A 15,133-nucleotide genomic window follows, 5' to 3' on the forward strand; every position below is an offset into this window, starting at 1 on the left:
TTTCGTCGCAAGTCGCGGCGGGCGGCAGCCGGTTACGCTGAGATCATGGAATTCGGGGTACTGGGGCCGCTGGAGGTGCGCACGGACAGCAGACGTGTCGTGCGGGTACCCGAAGTCAAGGTGCGGATGCTCCTCGCCGATCTGCTCGCCCACCACGGGCAGGTCGTCCCGGCGGGCCGGCTCATCGAGGGCCTGTGGGGCGGCTCGACGTTCACGGCACGGCCCACGGCGTCGCTCCAGGCCAAGGTGTCCCAGCTGCGGCGCGCGCTGGAGGACGCGGAGCCTGGCGGCCGTGCACTGGTCGCGCACCGGCCACCCGGATACGTGCTGGACATCCCTGCCGGAGCGCTCGACGCCGGGCGGTTCCGCGAACTGGTCGCCCGGGCCAGGTCCGGCGAGGACCCGGTGACGCGGTCGGCGCTGTACACCGAGGCGCTGGGTCTGTGGCGCGGCCCCGCCTTCGCCGAGTTCGCGGACCAGCCGTCCGTGCGGCCGACGGCGGCGAGCCTGGAGGAGGAGCGCCTCACGGCGGTGGAGGAACACGCCGGGGTCCGGCTGGAGTTGGGGGAACACAGCCTGCTGGTGGGCGAGTTGACGGAGCTGGTGGAGCAGCATCCGTTGCGCGAAGGGCTGCGGGGCGCACTGATGTGGGCGCTGTACCAGGCGGGACGCTCCTCCGACGCGCTCGACTGCTTCAACGACCTGCGGCGCCGGCTCGACGAGGAGTTGGGGCTGACCCCCGGACCGTCCCTGGAGGCACTGCAGCGGGCCATCTTGCGCCACGACCCCGTTCTGGCACGGCCGGCGCCGCCCGCGCAGTCGGCCGCGGGGGTGCCGGCCGGTCCTGGGCCGACCGGTTCGGCCTCGCCCCTGGTGGGCCGCGAGCACGATGTGCAGGCGATCCGGACGCTGCTCTTACGGCGCCGTCTGGTGACGCTGACGGGCCCTGGCGGGGTCGGCAAGACCCGTCTCGCCCAGGCCACGGCGCAGAAGCTGGCCGGCGCGTTCGCCGAGGGCACCTGGCTGGTGGAGCTCGCGGACGCCGGGGGCATGGAGCGGTTCGCCGACGCCGAGTCGCTGGCCGCGCAGGTCATGGCGACGGTGGGCATCCGCGAGAACACCTCGGACGACGACGCCAAGGACCCGACGGAACGCCTGGCGAGCGCGCTGGCCGGCCGGCGGCTGCTGCTCGTGCTGGACAACTGCGAACGCGTCGTGGAGGCCGTCGCGCAGCTGGCCGGCCTGCTGCTGGGTCGGGCCCCGCACCTGCACATCCTGACGACCAGCCAGGAACCGCTGCGCACCCGGGACGAGACGGTGTACCCGGTGGCGCCGCTGTCGCTCCCCGCGGAGGGCCGGCCGGACCTCGACGCGCTGACGAGCGCGGGCGCCGTACGCCTCTTCGTCGACAGGACCAGGGCCACGGACCCGGAGTTCGTGCTCGACGCCACCACCGCCCCGCTCGTCGCGGATGTGTGCCGGCGCCTCGACGGCATCCCGCTCGCCCTGGAACTGGCCGCCACCCGGGTGCGATCGCTGGGCATCAGGGAGCTGCACGACCGTCTCGACGACCGCTTCAAGGTGCTCAACAGCGGTTACCGGGACGCCCCTTCACGGCACCGGACCCTTCAGGCCACGCTCGACTGGAGCTGGAGCCTGCTCGACGTCCGGGAGCAGACCGTGCTGCGCAGGCTGTCGGTGTTCAGCGAGGGATGCGGCCTGCGGGCGGCCGAGGACGTGTGTTCCGGGGGCGGTGTGTCCCCCGCCGACGTCCTCGATGCGCTGAGCCTGCTCGTGGAGCGCTCACTGGCAGTGCGCACCGAGGGACCGCAGGGTCCGCGCTACCGGCTGCTGGAGTCCGTCGCGGTCTACGCGCGTGACAGGCTCGCCGAGTCCGGTGAGCACGCCGAGACCGCGACCCGGCACCTGCGCCACTGCGTCCGCCTGGCCGAGCGCGCCCGGCCGCACCTGCACGGGCGGGAGCAGCCCCGCTGGTTCCAGTACCTCGACCTGGAGGCGGGCAATGTGCAGCGCGCGCTGGCCGAGGCCGCCCGGGCCGGGGCCGCGCGGGAGGCGCTGCGCCTGGTCAACTCGCTGACCTGGTACTGGTACGTCCGGGGCCGGCTGGGTGAGGCCCGCAGGGCGCTGGCCACAGCCCTGGACACACCGGGCGAGGCCGCGCCCGAGGAGCGCGGGGAGGCGGAGTTCTGGTACACGGGCATCCGCCTGCTGCTCGGCGAGCACGACCGGGAGTGCGACGCCCTGGACGCGTACGATCCCGCGTCCACCCCGGAGTCGGCCAGGGCTCAGTGGTTCCTGGCGCACGCGCAGTGGACGGTGGGGGCGTTGGCCGCGGGCGAGCGGCGCGTCGAGCGCGTCCTGGTCCGCTTCCGCACCCTGCGCGACGCGTGGGGCATCGCCGCCGCACTGACCACACGTGCCTGCTTCGCCCTGGCCCGAGGTGACCTGGAGTCGCTGCGCGGCAACGCCGAGGAGGCGCGCGCCCAGTTCGCGGAGCTGGGTGACCTGTGGGGCCGGTTGAAGACGACCGATGTGCTCGGCAGGCTCGCCGAGATCAACGGCGACTACGACCGGGCGGGCCGGCTGCACCGGGAGAGTCTGCGGATCGCCCAGGCTCTGGAGACCTGGCCGGAGATGTCCACGAAGCTGTCGGGCCTCGGCAGGATCGCGGTGCTCACCCAGCGCTACGACGAGGCCGACGACCTGCACACGCGTGCCCTGCGGCTCGCGGTCGAACAGGGCAATCAGCCCGCCGAGCAGTTCGCCGCGCTGGGCCTCGCGCTCAGCGCCCGGCGCCAGGGCCGGCTGGACGCCGCCGAGGAGTGGCTGCGGCCCTGGCTCGCCTGGAACCGCCGGCGCGGCGACGGACCGGGCCTCGCTCTGGTCCTGGCCGAGCTGGGCTTCATCGCCGAGCAGCGCGGCGACGCCGGACGGGCGCTCGCGTACCACCGGGACGGCCTCGCGGCCGCCGCCACGACCAAGGATCCCCGCTCGGTCGCCCTGGCCCTCGAGGGCCTGGCGGGTGCGCACTCCCTGGCCGGGGCCACGGAGCGGGCGATCCGTCTGCTCGGTACGGCGGCGGCGACCAGGGAGCGGGCCGGGGCCCCGCACCCCCCTGCGGAGCAGGGCGACGTGGAGCGCATCTCCGGCCGGCTGCGTGCCACGATCGACGAGGCCGCGTACAGCCACGAGTTCACCGTCGGCGCCCAACGGGACCACGAGAGCCAGGCCACGGCGGAGTCCACGCACCCGGCGCCGCCGTGAGCCGGCGGTGGCCCACCGCGGGCGTCAGCGTCGTCGGCGGGTGTTGAGGCGGGCGGCCTGGCGGGTCAGGTAGTCGCGTTCGGCGAGGTTGGGGGCCTGCTGGGCCGCCTCGGCGTAGAGCCGTGCCGCCGTCGCCAGGTCGCCGTCGCGCTCGTGGAGATACGCCGCCACCGCGGCGTGGCGGGGCAGCGAGCCGTCCAGCTCCGCGAGCGCCGCGAGGCCCGCGCGCGGTCCGTCGGCCTCGCCCACGGCCACCGCACGGTTGAGGCGGACGACCGGGCTGTCGGTCAGACGCGTGAGCTCGTCGTACCACTCGACGATCTGCACCCAGTCGGTCTCCTCGGCGACGGGCGCGTCGGCGTGGAGTGCCGCGATCGCGGCCTGGGCCTGGAACTCGCCGAGCCGGTCGCGGGCGAGCGCCGCCTGCAGGATGTCGACGCCTTCGGCGATCGACTTGGTGTCCCACCTGCCGCGGTCCTGCTCGGCCAGCGGCACCAGGCTGCCGTCGGGCCCGGTCCGCGACGCGCGCCGGGCATGGTGGAGCAGCATGAGGGCGAGCAGCCCCGCCGCCTCGGGGTGGTCGATCGCGGCCGCCAGCTGCCGGGTGAGCCGGATGGCCTCGGCGGCGAGGTCGAGGTCGCCGGAGTAGCCCTCGTTGAAGACGAGGTAGAGGACGCGCAGCACGGTGGCGACGTCGCCGGGCTGGTCGAACCGCACGCCGGAGACGGTGCGCTTGGCGCGGCTGATGCGCTGCGCCATGGTCGCCTCGGGCACCAGGTAGGCCTGGGCGATCTGCCGCGTGGTCAGCCCGCCGACGGCGCGCAGGGTGAGCGCGACCGCCGACGACGGCGTGAGCGAGGGGTGGGCGCACAGGAAGTAGAGCTGGAGCGTGTCGTCGACCGCGGGCGCGGGCCCGGGCGCGGGCTCCTCGTCCACGAGGTCCTCACGCCGGCGGCGGGCGGCGTCCGACCGGGTCGCGTCGAGGAACTTGCGCCAGGCCACGGTGACCAGCCAGCCCTTCGCATCGCGCGGAGGGTCGGCAGGCCAGACGCGGAACGCCTCGACCAGCGCGTCCTGTACGGCGTCCTCGGCCGCCACGAAGTCGGCTCCGCGGCGGACGAGGATGGCGAGCACGCTCGGCGTGAGGCTCCTGAGCAGGGCCTCGTCGATCGATGAGGTCACTTGAAGGAGCACTCCGTGGTGGTGGGCGCCGCGCCCAGGAACGGGCGCACCTCCAGCCACTCGTGGATCGGCTTGCCGCCCGCGCCGGGGGCGGCGGACAGTTCCCCGGCCAGTTCGACGGCGCGCTCGTGGCTGTCGACGTCGATCACCATCCACCCGGCGATGAGGTCCTTGGTCTCGGCGAACGGGCCGTCGGTGACCGGCGGGCGCCCCTCACCGTCGAACCGGACCCAGCTCCCTTCGGGGGCGAGCGCCTGGCTGTCGACGAACTCGCCGGACTTCTCGAGCCGGTCCGCGAAGTCCTGCATGTACTGCACGTGCGCCGAGATCTCCTCGGGCGCCCACTGGGCCATCGGCACGTCGTTGACCGCCGCAGGAGCGCCGCGGTAGTGCTTGAGCAGCAGGTACTTGGCCATGATGTTCTCCTCGGTGCTGGTGCGACCCATTGTGGTCGCGTTCACCCCGGGGACGGAGCAGGTCGCGGGTTCTCGACATCCGCGGCCACATTCTTGGGGCAGCTTTCGGGGGCCGCCGTATAGTTGCGCTATGAGCAACCACGCGGCAGATGGAGAAACAGCAGGTCCCGCGGTGAGTGGCGTGCAGTCCGTCGACCGTGCTGTCAGCGTCCTGGAGATCCTCGCTCAGCGCGGTGAGGCGGGTGTCAGCGAGGTCGCCGCCGAGATCGAAGTCCACAAGTCGACCGCGTTCCGCCTCCTCGGTGCGCTGGAGTCGCGCGGTCTCGTCGAGCAGACGGCCGAGCGGGGCAAGTACCGGCTCAGCTTCGGGATCGTGCGGCTGGCGGGCGCGGTCACGAGCCGCCTGGACATCACGCAGCAGGGCCGGCCGGTGTGCGAGCGGCTCAGCGAGGAGATCGGCGAGACGGTCAACATCGCGGTCCTGCAGGAGCATTACGCCGTCAACCTCTATCAGGTACGGGGCCCGGGAGCGGTCGGTGCGCACAACTGGGTCGGGCGGCTGACCCCGGTGCACGCCACGTCGAGCGGCAAGATCCTGCTGGCCCACCGGCCGGCGAAGGAGCGCGCCGAGGTGCTGGCGGCGTCCGGAATGCAGAAGATGACCCCGCACACGCTCACCGCGAAGACCAAGCTGGAGAAGAACCTGGCCGAGACCCGGGAGCGCGGATACGCGGTGACGCTGGAGGAACTCGAGATCGGACTGCACGCCGTCGCGGCCCCGATCCGGTCCCGCGAGGGCGACGTCGTCGCCGCCCTCAGCGCCTCCGGCCCCGCGTACCGCCTCACCGAGGAGCGCATCCACGAGCTCGCCCCGGTGCTGATGAGGGGCGCGGACGAGATCAGCCACCGGATGGGGTCTCCGGACTGAACACCCTTACCCGCGGAGCCGGGACATCGACGGATCGAACAACGGCTCCTCGGCCACGACCGCCTCGACCCGCTGGTCGAAGTAGCCGATGTGCAAGGCCGTACCGGGAGCCGTGAGTTCGCTCGGCAGCCACGCGTATGCGATGCCCTTGCCGATCGTGTAGCCGTAGGCCGCGCTGGTGACGTAGCCGACCGGGCGGTCGCCGTCGTACACCGGCTCCTTGCCCATGACGACGGACTGCGGGTCGTCGATGGTGAGGCAGGTCAGCTTCCGTCGTACCGCCGCCTTGCGGCGCTCCAGGGCCGCCTTCCCGATGAAGTCGTCCTTGTCGAGCTTGACGGCGAAGCCGACGCCGGCCTCGTACGGGTCGTGCTCGTAGGTCATGTCGGTGCCGAAGGAGCGGTAACCCTTCTCCAGCCGGAGGCTGTTGAAGGCGCCGCGGCCCGCGATGATGCCGCCCAGCGGCTCGGCCGCCTGCCACAGGGTGTCCCACAGCTTCAGGCCCTGGTCGGCGGTGGTGTAGAGCTCCCAGCCGAGTTCGCCGACGTACGACAGGCGCATCGCCGTCACCGGGACGCTGCCGACGTAGGCGGGCTTGGCGCGGAAGTACTTCAGGCCGTCGTTCGAGAAGTCCTCGTCCGTCAGGGGCTGCAGGACCTTGCGGGCGAGCGGGCCCCACAGGCCGATGCAGCAGGTCCCGGGGGTGATGTCGCGGACCTGGACCGTGCCGTCGGCGGGCAGGTGGCGGGTGAACCAGTCGAGGTCGAGGTTGCCGTTGGCGCCGACCTGGAACCGGTCACGGGCCAGGCGGGCGACGGTGATGTCGCTGCGGATGCCGCCGTCGTGGTCCAGGAGGAGGGTGTACGTCACGGAGCCGACCGACTTCGCGACCTTGCCGGTGCACAGCCGCTCCAGGAAGGCCGCCGAACCGGGGCCGGTCACCTCCAGCCGCTTGAGGGCCGTCATGTCGTACAACGCGACCGTCTCGCGGGTCACTTGGGCCTCGGCGCCGACGATGGGCGACCAGTACTGCGCGGCCCAGTCGTTGGGGGTGGGGACTGAACGGCCCTCGGTCAGCGCCGCGTTGCCTTCGTACCAGTGCGGGCGCTCCCAGCCGTTCGCCTCCAGGAAGAAGGCGCCGTGCTCGCGCTGACGGGTGTGGAAGGGGCTGGTGCGGATCGGGCGCGGGTCGCCCGAGGGCTGCAGGGGGTGGAGGATGTCGTAGACCTCGACGAAGTTCTGGCAGTCGCGGGCCAGGACGTACTCCGGGGCGAGCTGGTGCGGCTCGAAGCGGTTGACGTCGCACTCGTGCAGGTCGAAAGAGGAGCAGTACCCGTCGACCAGCCACTCGGCCATGGCCCGGCCCACGCCCGCGGAGTGGGTGACCCAGACGGCCTCGGCGACCCAGAAACCCTTGACGTCCGGGGACTCGCCGAGGAGCGGGAAGTTGTCGGTGGTGAAGGAGAACAGGCCGTTGATGCCCTCCTCGACCTTGGCGTCCTTCGTGGCGGGCAGCAGGGACCGGGTCTCGGTCCAGGCGTCCTCGAAGTCCTCCTGTGTGAACTTCAGGACCGAGGGCATGTCGTCGGCCTCGTCGACGGAGAGGATGTCGTCGGCGGAGATCGGCATCGGGCGGTGGCCGTAGTAGCCGATGCCGATGCCGTCGAAACGTTCGCGGTAGTAGAGGTCGGCGTCCTGGTGGCGCAGGATCGGGCGGACCGCCTCCGCCGCCTGGCCGGCCAGGGCCGGGACGGGGCCGGTCCAGGCGAGCTGGTGGGCGAGCGGGGTCAGCGGCAGGTTCATGCCGACCATGCGGGCGATCCTCGGGCCCCAGATGCCGGCGCAGCACACCACGATGTCGGCGGGAATCTCGCCCTGGTCGGTGTGGACGCCGGTGACGCGGCCGTCGGCCTGCCGGACGTCGAGGACCTCGTGGCGGGCGAGGAAGCGCACGCCGCGTTCGGTGGCCCGGCGGATCTGCGCCTCGACGGCGAGCACGGCCTTGGCGAGCCCGTCCGTCGGGACCAGGAGCCCGCCGAGGACCCGGTCGGGGTTGACCAGGGGGTGCTGCTCGACGCACTCCTCGGCGCTCAGCAGCCGGGACTCGATGCCCCAGGCGGTGATCCAGCCGTGGCGGCGCCGCAGTTCCGTCAGCCGCTCGGGCGTGGTCGCCACTTCCAGGCCGCCGACCTGGAGGAAGCACGGCCGGCCGTCGACGTCCAGGGAGCAGAGCTTCTCGACCGTGTAGCGGGCCAGCTCGGTCATGGTCTTGGAGGAGTTGGTCTGGAAGACCAGGCCCGGGGCGTGCGAGCTGGAGCCCCCGGTGGCGGGGAGCGGGCCCTGGTCGACCACGGTCACTTCGGTCCAGCCTCGCGCGGAGATCTCGTCCGCGAGCGCCGCACCGACGACTCCCGCTCCGATGATGACCACTCGGGGACCCGCCATCGCCGCACCTCCGGTTGGCTAACCAGTCGATCCGATCCAGTTGCTGCTCACGCAACTTGGTTCAGGTTGCGCAACTCAATGTGCCCGTCGTGCAGGTGGGTGTCAAGGGGTCCGCGACCTCGGGAAACACGCCCGGACACGGCGATGCCCGGTGGGCGGTGCGCATCCCGCTCGCACCGCCCACCGGGCATCCGTGAAGGGCCTGCCGAGGGCCTACTTGACCCAGGCATCCACCTTGTCGCGGTTGGCCTCGACCCACTTCTTGGCCGCGGCCTCGGGGGTCATCTTGTCGACCGCGATGTACTTCGCCACGGCGTTCTGGTCCTCGTTGGTCCAGGTGAAGTTCTTGACCAGGTCATAGGCGGGACTGCCCGACTTGGCGAACTTCGCGCTGACGATCTTGTCCAGCTCGTAGACGGGGTAGTCGCAGGCGATCTTCTCCGCGTCGGCGTCGCAGCCCGTCTTGTACTCCGGCAGCTTGACCTTGACGAGCGGCACCTCGGACATGAACCACTGCGGCTCGTAGAAGTAGCCGATCACCCATTCCTTGTTCTTCTCCGCCTTGCGGAAGGCCTGGATGAGGGCGGCCTCGCTGCCCGCGTACACCACCTTGTAGTCCAGCTTCAGGTTCTTCACCAGGGCCTCGTCGTTGGTGACGAACGACGGGTCGCCGTCGAGGAGTTGGCCCTTGCCGCCGGACTCGGACGTCTTGAACTCGGCCGCGTACTTGTCGAGGTTGTTCCAGTCGGTGATGTCCGGGTGCTCCTTGGCCAGCCACGGCGGCACGTACCAGCCGATGAGGCCTTTGTTGCCGGTCGGGCCGGCGTCGACGGCGGTCTTCTGGTCGGTGATGTACTTCTTCTTCAGATCGTCGTGACCCCAGTTCTCGATGACGGCGTCGACCTCGCCCGTCCCGAAGCCCTGCCAGGCGATCTCCTCCTTCAGGTCCTTCTTGACCACCTTGCAGCCGAGGTCCTGCTCCGCGACGTACGCGACGACGGCCGCGTTGGCCTCGTAGCCCACCCACGGGTTGATCGCGAGGTTGAAGGTGCCGCACTTGCCGGAACCGTCCGAGCCGCCGGCGCTGTCGTCGCCGACCTTCGCGCCGCCGCACGCGGTGAGGGTGAGACCGAGGACGGCGATGCCGGCCACGCCGTATCTCCAGTGTGTTGCTTGCCTTGCCATGATCAGTGACTCCTTATGCGCCGGCACGTCGCGCCGCTGCCTGAGTGATCCGGTCGAACATGACTCCGAGAAGGACGATGGCGAGCCCCGCGGCGAGCCCCTTCCCGTACAGCTGGCCCTGTGAGAAGCCGGCCACGACGTCGTAGCCGAGGGCGCCCGCGCCCACCAGGCCGCCCACCACGACCATCGACAGCACATAGATCAGGCCCTGGTTGGTCGCGAGGGTCAGGGCGCTGCGTGCCATCGGCAGCTGGACCTTGGTGATGATCTGCCAGGTGTTGCACCCGGCGGAGGTGGCCGCCTCCACGGTGGTCGCCGGCACGTTCCGCACCCCGTCGGCGATGATCTTCATGGCGACGGGGGCCGCGTAGACGACGGCGGCGACGATCGCGGTGAAGCGGGTCGCGCCGAACAGGGCGAGGAACGGCACGAGATAGACGAACGGCGGCATGACCTGGGCCGCGTCCAGGGTGGGGCGGACCAGCCGGTCCACCAGCGCGCTGCGGCCCATCCACACGCCGAAGCCGATGCCGAGCAGCATGACGAGGACCGTGGCGACGACGGTCGACGCCAGCGTGGTCATGCTGTCCGACCACACCCCGGTGCCGACCAGCAGGCCCACGCAGACCGCCGTGGTGATGCCGGCGCGCAGGCCGCCGACGACGACGCCGAGGGCGATCAGGGCCGCGCCGACGAGCCACCACGGGGAGTCCGTGAGCAGCGTCTGGAACGGGTTGAGCAGACCGGTGGTGATGACGTCACGGATGGCGTTGGTGAGGCCCCCCAGGTTGTCCTGCGCCCAGGTGGTCACGTTGTCCGCCCCGCTGGAGATGGCGCTGCCGACGCCGCCCTCGCCGGGGAACTCCGCCGCCCACACATAGGTGTGGGAGAGGAAGACCAGGACGGCCGCGACGGCCGCGCCCGCGCCCAGCAGCGGGCGCCGCCAGGCCTGGAAGCGGTTCTTCGAACGCCGGGCCGCCTCCTCGCGTACGCTCGCCGCGGTGGTGACCCGGTCCAGCACGATGGCCATGACGACGATGGCCAGGCCCGCGTTGAAGGCCGTGCCGACGTCGAGGGACTGGAGTGCCTGGACGACGGTCTTGCCGAGGCCGGGCGCGTCGATCAGGGCCGCGATGGTGACCATGGCCAGGGCGGCCATGATGGTCTGGTTGACGCCCATCACCACGGTCCGCTTGGACATCGGCAGCAGCACCTTCGTCAGGGTCTGCCGTCGCGTGGCGCCCATCGAGTCGGCCGCCTCGACCGTGGTCGTCGGAACGGAGCGGATGGCGTGCGCGGTGATCCGGATCGCGGGCGGTGCCGCGTAGATCAGCGTGGCGATGGTGGCGGAGGCCGGGCCGATGAGGAAGAACAGCGTCAGCGGTGCCAGATAGACGAAGGTCGGCATCGTCTGCATGAAGTCCAGGAAGGGCGTCACGATCCGGTTGACCCGGTCGGACAGCCCCGCCCACACGCCCAGCGGGATCGCGAACAGCAGAGCCACGAAGACCGCGGAGACGGTCAGCGCCAGGGTGTCCATGCTCTCCTGCCACAGGCCCTGAAGGCCCAGGAAGGTGAAGCCGGCCACGGCGAGCAGCGCGACCCGCCAGTTGCCCACGGCCCAGGAGACGTAGCCGGCGATGCCGACGACACCCAGCCAGCCGATCTGCGGGACGGGCCGGCCGGGGGTGGGCTGTGAGATCAGCTCCTGGACGAAGGTCACCAGGGAGTCGATGACCAGCCGGATCTCGTTGAAGAAGTACAGGAAGAGCGGGTTGGAGTTGCGGTTCGCGCCGACCGAGTCGTTGACGTCGTTGAACCACCGGTGCAGATCGGTCAGGTCGGCCGCCGCCAGGGTCAGGGTCTGCTTGCCGCGCAGCACGAGGAACAGCACCAGCCAGACGACCAGGATCGCGGCGACCACCATGGGCCGGCTGATTCTGCGCTCGATCCCGGCGGGAGCGGTCTGCTCCTCGACGGCCCCGGTTTTCTCGGGTTTCTCCACGGCGACGGTCATCACGCGTCGCCTTCCCGCCCGGCGACCACCGCGAGGATCTCGTCGTCGCCGACGATGCCGAGCAGCTTGCCGTTCTCGACGACCTTGACCGGCTTGTCGGCGGCCAGTACGGCCCGGGTGGCCTCGCGCACCACGACGTCGGGTCCCAACTCCGGTCCGTCCAGGGCGTCGTCGGGCTGCGCCGGGCGCATGATCCAGCGCAGGGTCAGCACGTCGCCGCGCGGCACGTCCTTCACGAACTCGCGTACGTAGTCGTCCGCGGGGGCGCCCACCAGTTCGTCGCCGGTGCCGCACTGGACCATTTTGCCGTCGCGCATGATCAGGATGCGGTCGCCCAGCTTGAGGGCCTCGGAGAGGTCGTGGGTGATGAACACCATGGTCTTGCCGACCTCGTGGTGCAGACGGATGACCTCGTTCTGCATGTCGCGCCGGATCAGCGGGTCGAGCGCGGAGAACGGCTCGTCGAAGAAGAGCACGTCCGGCTCGCCGGCCAGCGCGCGGGCGAGTCCGACGCGCTGCTGCATGCCACCGGAGAGCTGGTCGGGGTAGGAGTTCTCGTAGCCGGCGAGGCCGACCAGTTCGACGACCTCCATGGCCCGCTTGGCCCGTTCCGCCCTGCCCATGCCGCGGATCTCCAGCCCGAACGCCACGTTGTCGATGACGCGGCGGTGGGGCAGCAGACCGAAGTGCTGGAAGACCATGGAGAACTTGCGGCGCCGCAGGTCGCGCAGGCGTCCCGCGTCGGCCTTGCGGATGTCCTCGCCCTCGAAGACGATCTCGCCGGCGGTGGGTTCGATCAGCCGGGTCAGACATCGCACCAGCGTGGACTTGCCGGAGCCGGACAGACCCATGACGACGAACACCTCGCCGGGCGAGACGTCGAAGTGGACGTCCCGTACCGCGGCGGTGCATCCGGTGCGGTCCATGAGCTCGCGGCGGGTGAGGCCGCGCAACTCCTCGGAGTCCGGCACCTGGTCGGCCTTCGGCCCGAACACCTTCCACAGCCTGCGCACGGATATGACCGGAGTGGAGCCCGAGTCCTCGGGCGTGCCGCGCCGCTGCGGCACCTCGGTCTGTGTGGTCACGTTCGACCTCTTTTCGGCGTTCAGCCGCGGAACCAGTGTTGCGGCCGGGGTTGGATGTTCTGCCAGATGTGCTTGGGCTCCCGGTACTCGTTCAGGCCTGCCGGTCCCAACTCCCGGCCCACGCCCGAATGCCCGAACCCACCCCATTCCGCCTGCGGCACATAGGGGTGGTAGTCGTTGATCCACACCGTGCCGTGACGCAGCCGCCGGGCGACGCGCTGGGCCTTGCCCGCGTCCTGCGTCCAGACGGCTCCGGCCAGTCCGTACTCGGTGTCGTTGGCGATGCGTACGGCGTCGTCCTCGTCGGTGAAGCGCTCGACCGTGAGCACGGGTCCGAAGGACTCCTCGTGCACCACGCGCATGTCCTGTCGGCACTCGTCGAGCACGGTGGGCAGGTAGTAGTGGCCCTCTCCCAGGGCGGGGTCGTCCGGCCGGGCGCCGCCGCAGCGCAGCACGGCGCCCTCGGCGAGGCCGGCCGCGACATACGCCTCGACCTTGGCGCGGTGCTGCGCGGAGATCAGCGCCCCGGTCTCGGCCTCGGGGTCGAAGGGGCCGCCGAGGCGGATCTGCCGGGCACGGCGGACGACCTCGTCGACGAAGCGGTCGTGCAGGGAGTCCTCGACGATCAGCCGGGCGCCGGCCGAGCAGACCTGCCCGGAGTGCAGGAAGACGGCCGTGAGCGCAAAGTCCACGGCCGTCTCGAAGTCGGCGTCGGCGAAGACCACGTTGGGGTTCTTGCCGCCGAGTTCCAGCGCCACTTTCTTCACGCTCGCGGCGGCGGTGGCCATGATGCGTTTGCCGGTCTCGACGCCGCCGGTGAAGGAGACCATGTCGACGGCTGGATGCTCGCTGAGCGGTGCGCCCGCCTCGGGCCCGGCGCCGAGGATCAGGTGGGCGGCACCGGCCGGGAGCCCGGCCTCCTCCAGGGCCTTCATCAGCAGGATGGAGGTGGAGGGGGTCAGCTCACTGGGCTTGAGGACGATCGCGTTGCCGGCGAGGAGCGCCGGGGCCACCTTCCAACTCGCCTGCAGCAGCGGATAGTTCCAGGGAGTGATCAACCCGCACACGCCGACCGGCTCGTACACGACGCGGCTTACGGCGTCGTCGCGGCCGGTGTCGATCACACGGCCGGCGTCGGTGCCCCCGATGCCGCCGTAGTAGCGGAAACAGGAGACGACATCGGCGATGTCGTACTCGCTCTCCACCAGCCGCTTTCCGGTGTCCAGGGACTCGGCGCGGGCGAACTCCTTGGCGTCGCGCTCGATCAGGTCGGCGGTGCGCAGCAGCAGCGCGCCGCGCTCCCGCTCGGGAGTGCCCGGCCAGGTCCCCTCGTCGAAGGCACGGCGGGCCGCGGCGATCGCCGCCTCGGTGTCGGCACGTGTCCCTTCCGACACGGTCGCCACGAGTGCGCCGTCGGCGGGGCATCGGATCTCCCGCTGCCCGCCAGCCACCGGCTCACGCCATTCGCCATCCACGTACAGGTCTGCCACGCGCCGAGCCTTTCAACGAAGTCGTTGCGCATCGTGCACCCGATTGCTTGTGGTGGAACACCCTTGCGAATGACCAGACGCACGTCAAGAGGTTGGCCGATGACGATTTGACCATGCGATCACGTTCACGGCCACCCTTGACCGGAAGCGGCACCGAGCCGACCATGTTGCGCATCGCTCTCCATGTTGTGCAATGCGCACCGACGGAGGCCGACATGTCCCCCAAGTTCCCCCGATCGTCATCCGGCCGCGAGTACGTTCTCACCCTCTCCTGTCCCGACAGTGCCGGTCTCGTTCACGCCGTGAGCGGCTTTCTCGTCCGGAACTCCGGAAACATCCTGGAAAGTCAGCAGTTCGACGACCGACTCGAGGGCCGCTTCTTCATGCGGGTCCACTTCGATGTCTCCGATCCCAACTCCACGCTGGAAGGCCTGCGTTACCGGTTCGGTCCCGTCGCCCAGGCCTACCGCATCTCCTGGGCCCTGAGCGAGGCGGCCACGCCGGTCCGGACACTGATCATGGTGTCCAGGTTCGGCCACTGCCTGAACGACCTGCTGTTCCGCAGGCGCACCGGCGCCCTCAACATCGAGATCCCCGCGATCGTCTCCAACCACCGGGACTTCGAGGGGCTCGCGCAGACGTACGGCATCCCCTTCCACCACATCCCGGTGACCAAGGAGACCAAGCCCGACGCCGAGGCGCGGCTGCTGGAGCTGGTGCGGGAGCTGGACGTCGACCTGGTGGTGCTGGCCCGCTACATGCAGATCCTCTCCGACGACCTCTGCAAGCAGCTCGAGGGCCGCGCCATCAACATCCACCACTCCTTCCTGCCCAGCTTCAAGGGCGCGCGCCCCTACGACCAGGCCTATCAGCGCGGTGTGAAGCTGGTCGGCGCGACCGCCCACTATGTGACGCCGGACCTCGACGAGGGGCAGATCATCGAGCAGGACGTGGTGCGGGTGGACCACTCGCTCGACCCCGGCGAGCTGGTCACGGTCGGACGGGACGTGGAGGCGCAGGTGCTGGCGCACGCCGTGAAGTGGCACAGCGAGAGCCGCGTCATGGTGGACGGCAACCGCACGGTCGTCTTCCGCTGAACG

10 protein-coding genes are annotated in these 15,133 nt (G+C 70.8%); 3 read left to right on the forward strand and 7 right to left on the reverse strand.

The genetic code is table 11. The features are described 5' to 3' along the window. Positions 1 to 45 precede the first annotated feature (45 nt). Positions 46 to 3,285: an AfsR/SARP family transcriptional regulator gene (locus ACZ7M7_RS20325; RefSeq protein ID WP_472118760.1), complete on the forward strand. Its 3,240-nt coding sequence runs from the start codon at positions 46 to 48 to the stop codon at positions 3,283 to 3,285. A 24-nt stretch (positions 3,286 to 3,309) separates the two neighbouring features. Here the strand turns inward: ACZ7M7_RS20325 and ACZ7M7_RS20330 are convergent, their stop codons facing one another. After that, positions 3,310 to 4,455 carry an RNA polymerase sigma factor gene (locus tag ACZ7M7_RS20330; protein WP_472119272.1) on the reverse strand — a complete coding sequence of 382 codons (1,146 nt, stop codon included), beginning with the start codon at positions 4,453 to 4,455 and terminating at the stop codon, positions 3,310 to 3,312. Positions 4,456 to 4,463: 8 nt separating this feature from the next. After that, on the reverse strand, positions 4,464 to 4,883 hold the full coding sequence (locus tag ACZ7M7_RS20335; protein WP_472119275.1) for a YciI family protein: 420 nt from the start codon (positions 4,881 to 4,883) through the stop codon (positions 4,464 to 4,466). Between the two features lie 130 nt (positions 4,884 to 5,013). Between ACZ7M7_RS20335 and ACZ7M7_RS20340 the strand changes: the two genes are divergently transcribed. Further along, positions 5,014 to 5,811 (forward strand): IclR family transcriptional regulator, encoded by a 798-nt coding sequence (locus tag ACZ7M7_RS20340; RefSeq protein WP_472118763.1) that lies wholly within the window; start codon positions 5,014 to 5,016, stop codon positions 5,809 to 5,811. 6 nt (positions 5,812 to 5,817) lie between these two features. Here the strand turns inward: ACZ7M7_RS20340 and ACZ7M7_RS20345 are convergent, their stop codons facing one another. The 5 genes from ACZ7M7_RS20345 to ACZ7M7_RS20365 form a co-directional block, all read right to left on the reverse strand. Beyond that, positions 5,818 to 8,256, reverse strand: a complete 2,439-nt coding sequence (locus tag ACZ7M7_RS20345; RefSeq protein WP_472118766.1) for a GcvT family protein — start codon at positions 8,254 to 8,256, stop codon at positions 5,818 to 5,820. A gap of 213 nt (positions 8,257 to 8,469) precedes the next feature. Beyond that, positions 8,470 to 9,441, reverse strand: a complete 972-nt coding sequence (locus ACZ7M7_RS20350) for an ABC transporter substrate-binding protein (RefSeq protein WP_383629388.1) — start codon at positions 9,439 to 9,441, stop codon at positions 8,470 to 8,472. 13 nt (positions 9,442 to 9,454) lie between these two features. After that, positions 9,455 to 11,458, reverse strand: a complete 2,004-nt coding sequence (locus tag ACZ7M7_RS20355; RefSeq protein ID WP_472118771.1) for an ABC transporter permease — start codon at positions 11,456 to 11,458, stop codon at positions 9,455 to 9,457. Then, complete coding sequence (locus ACZ7M7_RS20360) at positions 11,458 to 12,543, reverse strand: quaternary amine ABC transporter ATP-binding protein (RefSeq protein WP_383599153.1); 1,086 nt, start codon at positions 12,541 to 12,543, stop codon at positions 11,458 to 11,460. The genes ACZ7M7_RS20355 and ACZ7M7_RS20360 overlap by 1 nt, the downstream gene beginning before the upstream one ends. Positions 12,544 to 12,563: 20 nt before the next feature. Further along, complete coding sequence (locus ACZ7M7_RS20365) at positions 12,564 to 14,033, reverse strand: aldehyde dehydrogenase family protein (RefSeq protein WP_472118774.1); 1,470 nt, start codon at positions 14,031 to 14,033, stop codon at positions 12,564 to 12,566. A gap of 215 nt (positions 14,034 to 14,248) precedes the next feature. On the opposite strand from ACZ7M7_RS20365, the gene purU reads away from it, so the two are divergent. Beyond that, positions 14,249 to 15,130, forward strand: a complete 882-nt coding sequence (gene purU / locus ACZ7M7_RS20370) for a formyltetrahydrofolate deformylase (protein ID WP_383599158.1) — start codon at positions 14,249 to 14,251, stop codon at positions 15,128 to 15,130. Positions 15,131 to 15,133: the final 3 nt, after the last annotated feature.

The sequence above is a fragment of the Streptomyces sp. NPDC111606 genome (assembly GCF_055656945.1).

Excerpts from the sequence above, each read along its gene's own strand:
- ACZ7M7_RS20325 (WP_472118760.1), top strand. The coding sequence starts at position 46 with ATGGAATTCGGGGTACTGGGGCCGCTGGAGGTGCGCACGGACAGCAGA.
- ACZ7M7_RS20335 (WP_472119275.1), bottom strand. The coding sequence starts at position 4,883 with ATGGCCAAGTACCTGCTGCTCAAGCACTACCGCGGCGCTCCTGCGGCG.
- ACZ7M7_RS20340 (WP_472118763.1), top strand. The coding sequence starts at position 5,014 with ATGAGCAACCACGCGGCAGATGGAGAAACAGCAGGTCCCGCGGTGAGT.
- ACZ7M7_RS20345 (WP_472118766.1), bottom strand. The coding sequence starts at position 8,256 with ATGGCGGGTCCCCGAGTGGTCATCATCGGAGCGGGAGTCGTCGGTGCG.
- ACZ7M7_RS20350 (WP_383629388.1), bottom strand. The coding sequence starts at position 9,441 with ATGGCAAGGCAAGCAACACACTGGAGATACGGCGTGGCCGGCATCGCC.
- ACZ7M7_RS20355 (WP_472118771.1), bottom strand. The coding sequence starts at position 11,458 with ATGACCGTCGCCGTGGAGAAACCCGAGAAAACCGGGGCCGTCGAGGAG.
- purU (WP_383599158.1), top strand. The coding sequence starts at position 14,249 with ATGTCCCCCAAGTTCCCCCGATCGTCATCCGGCCGCGAGTACGTTCTC.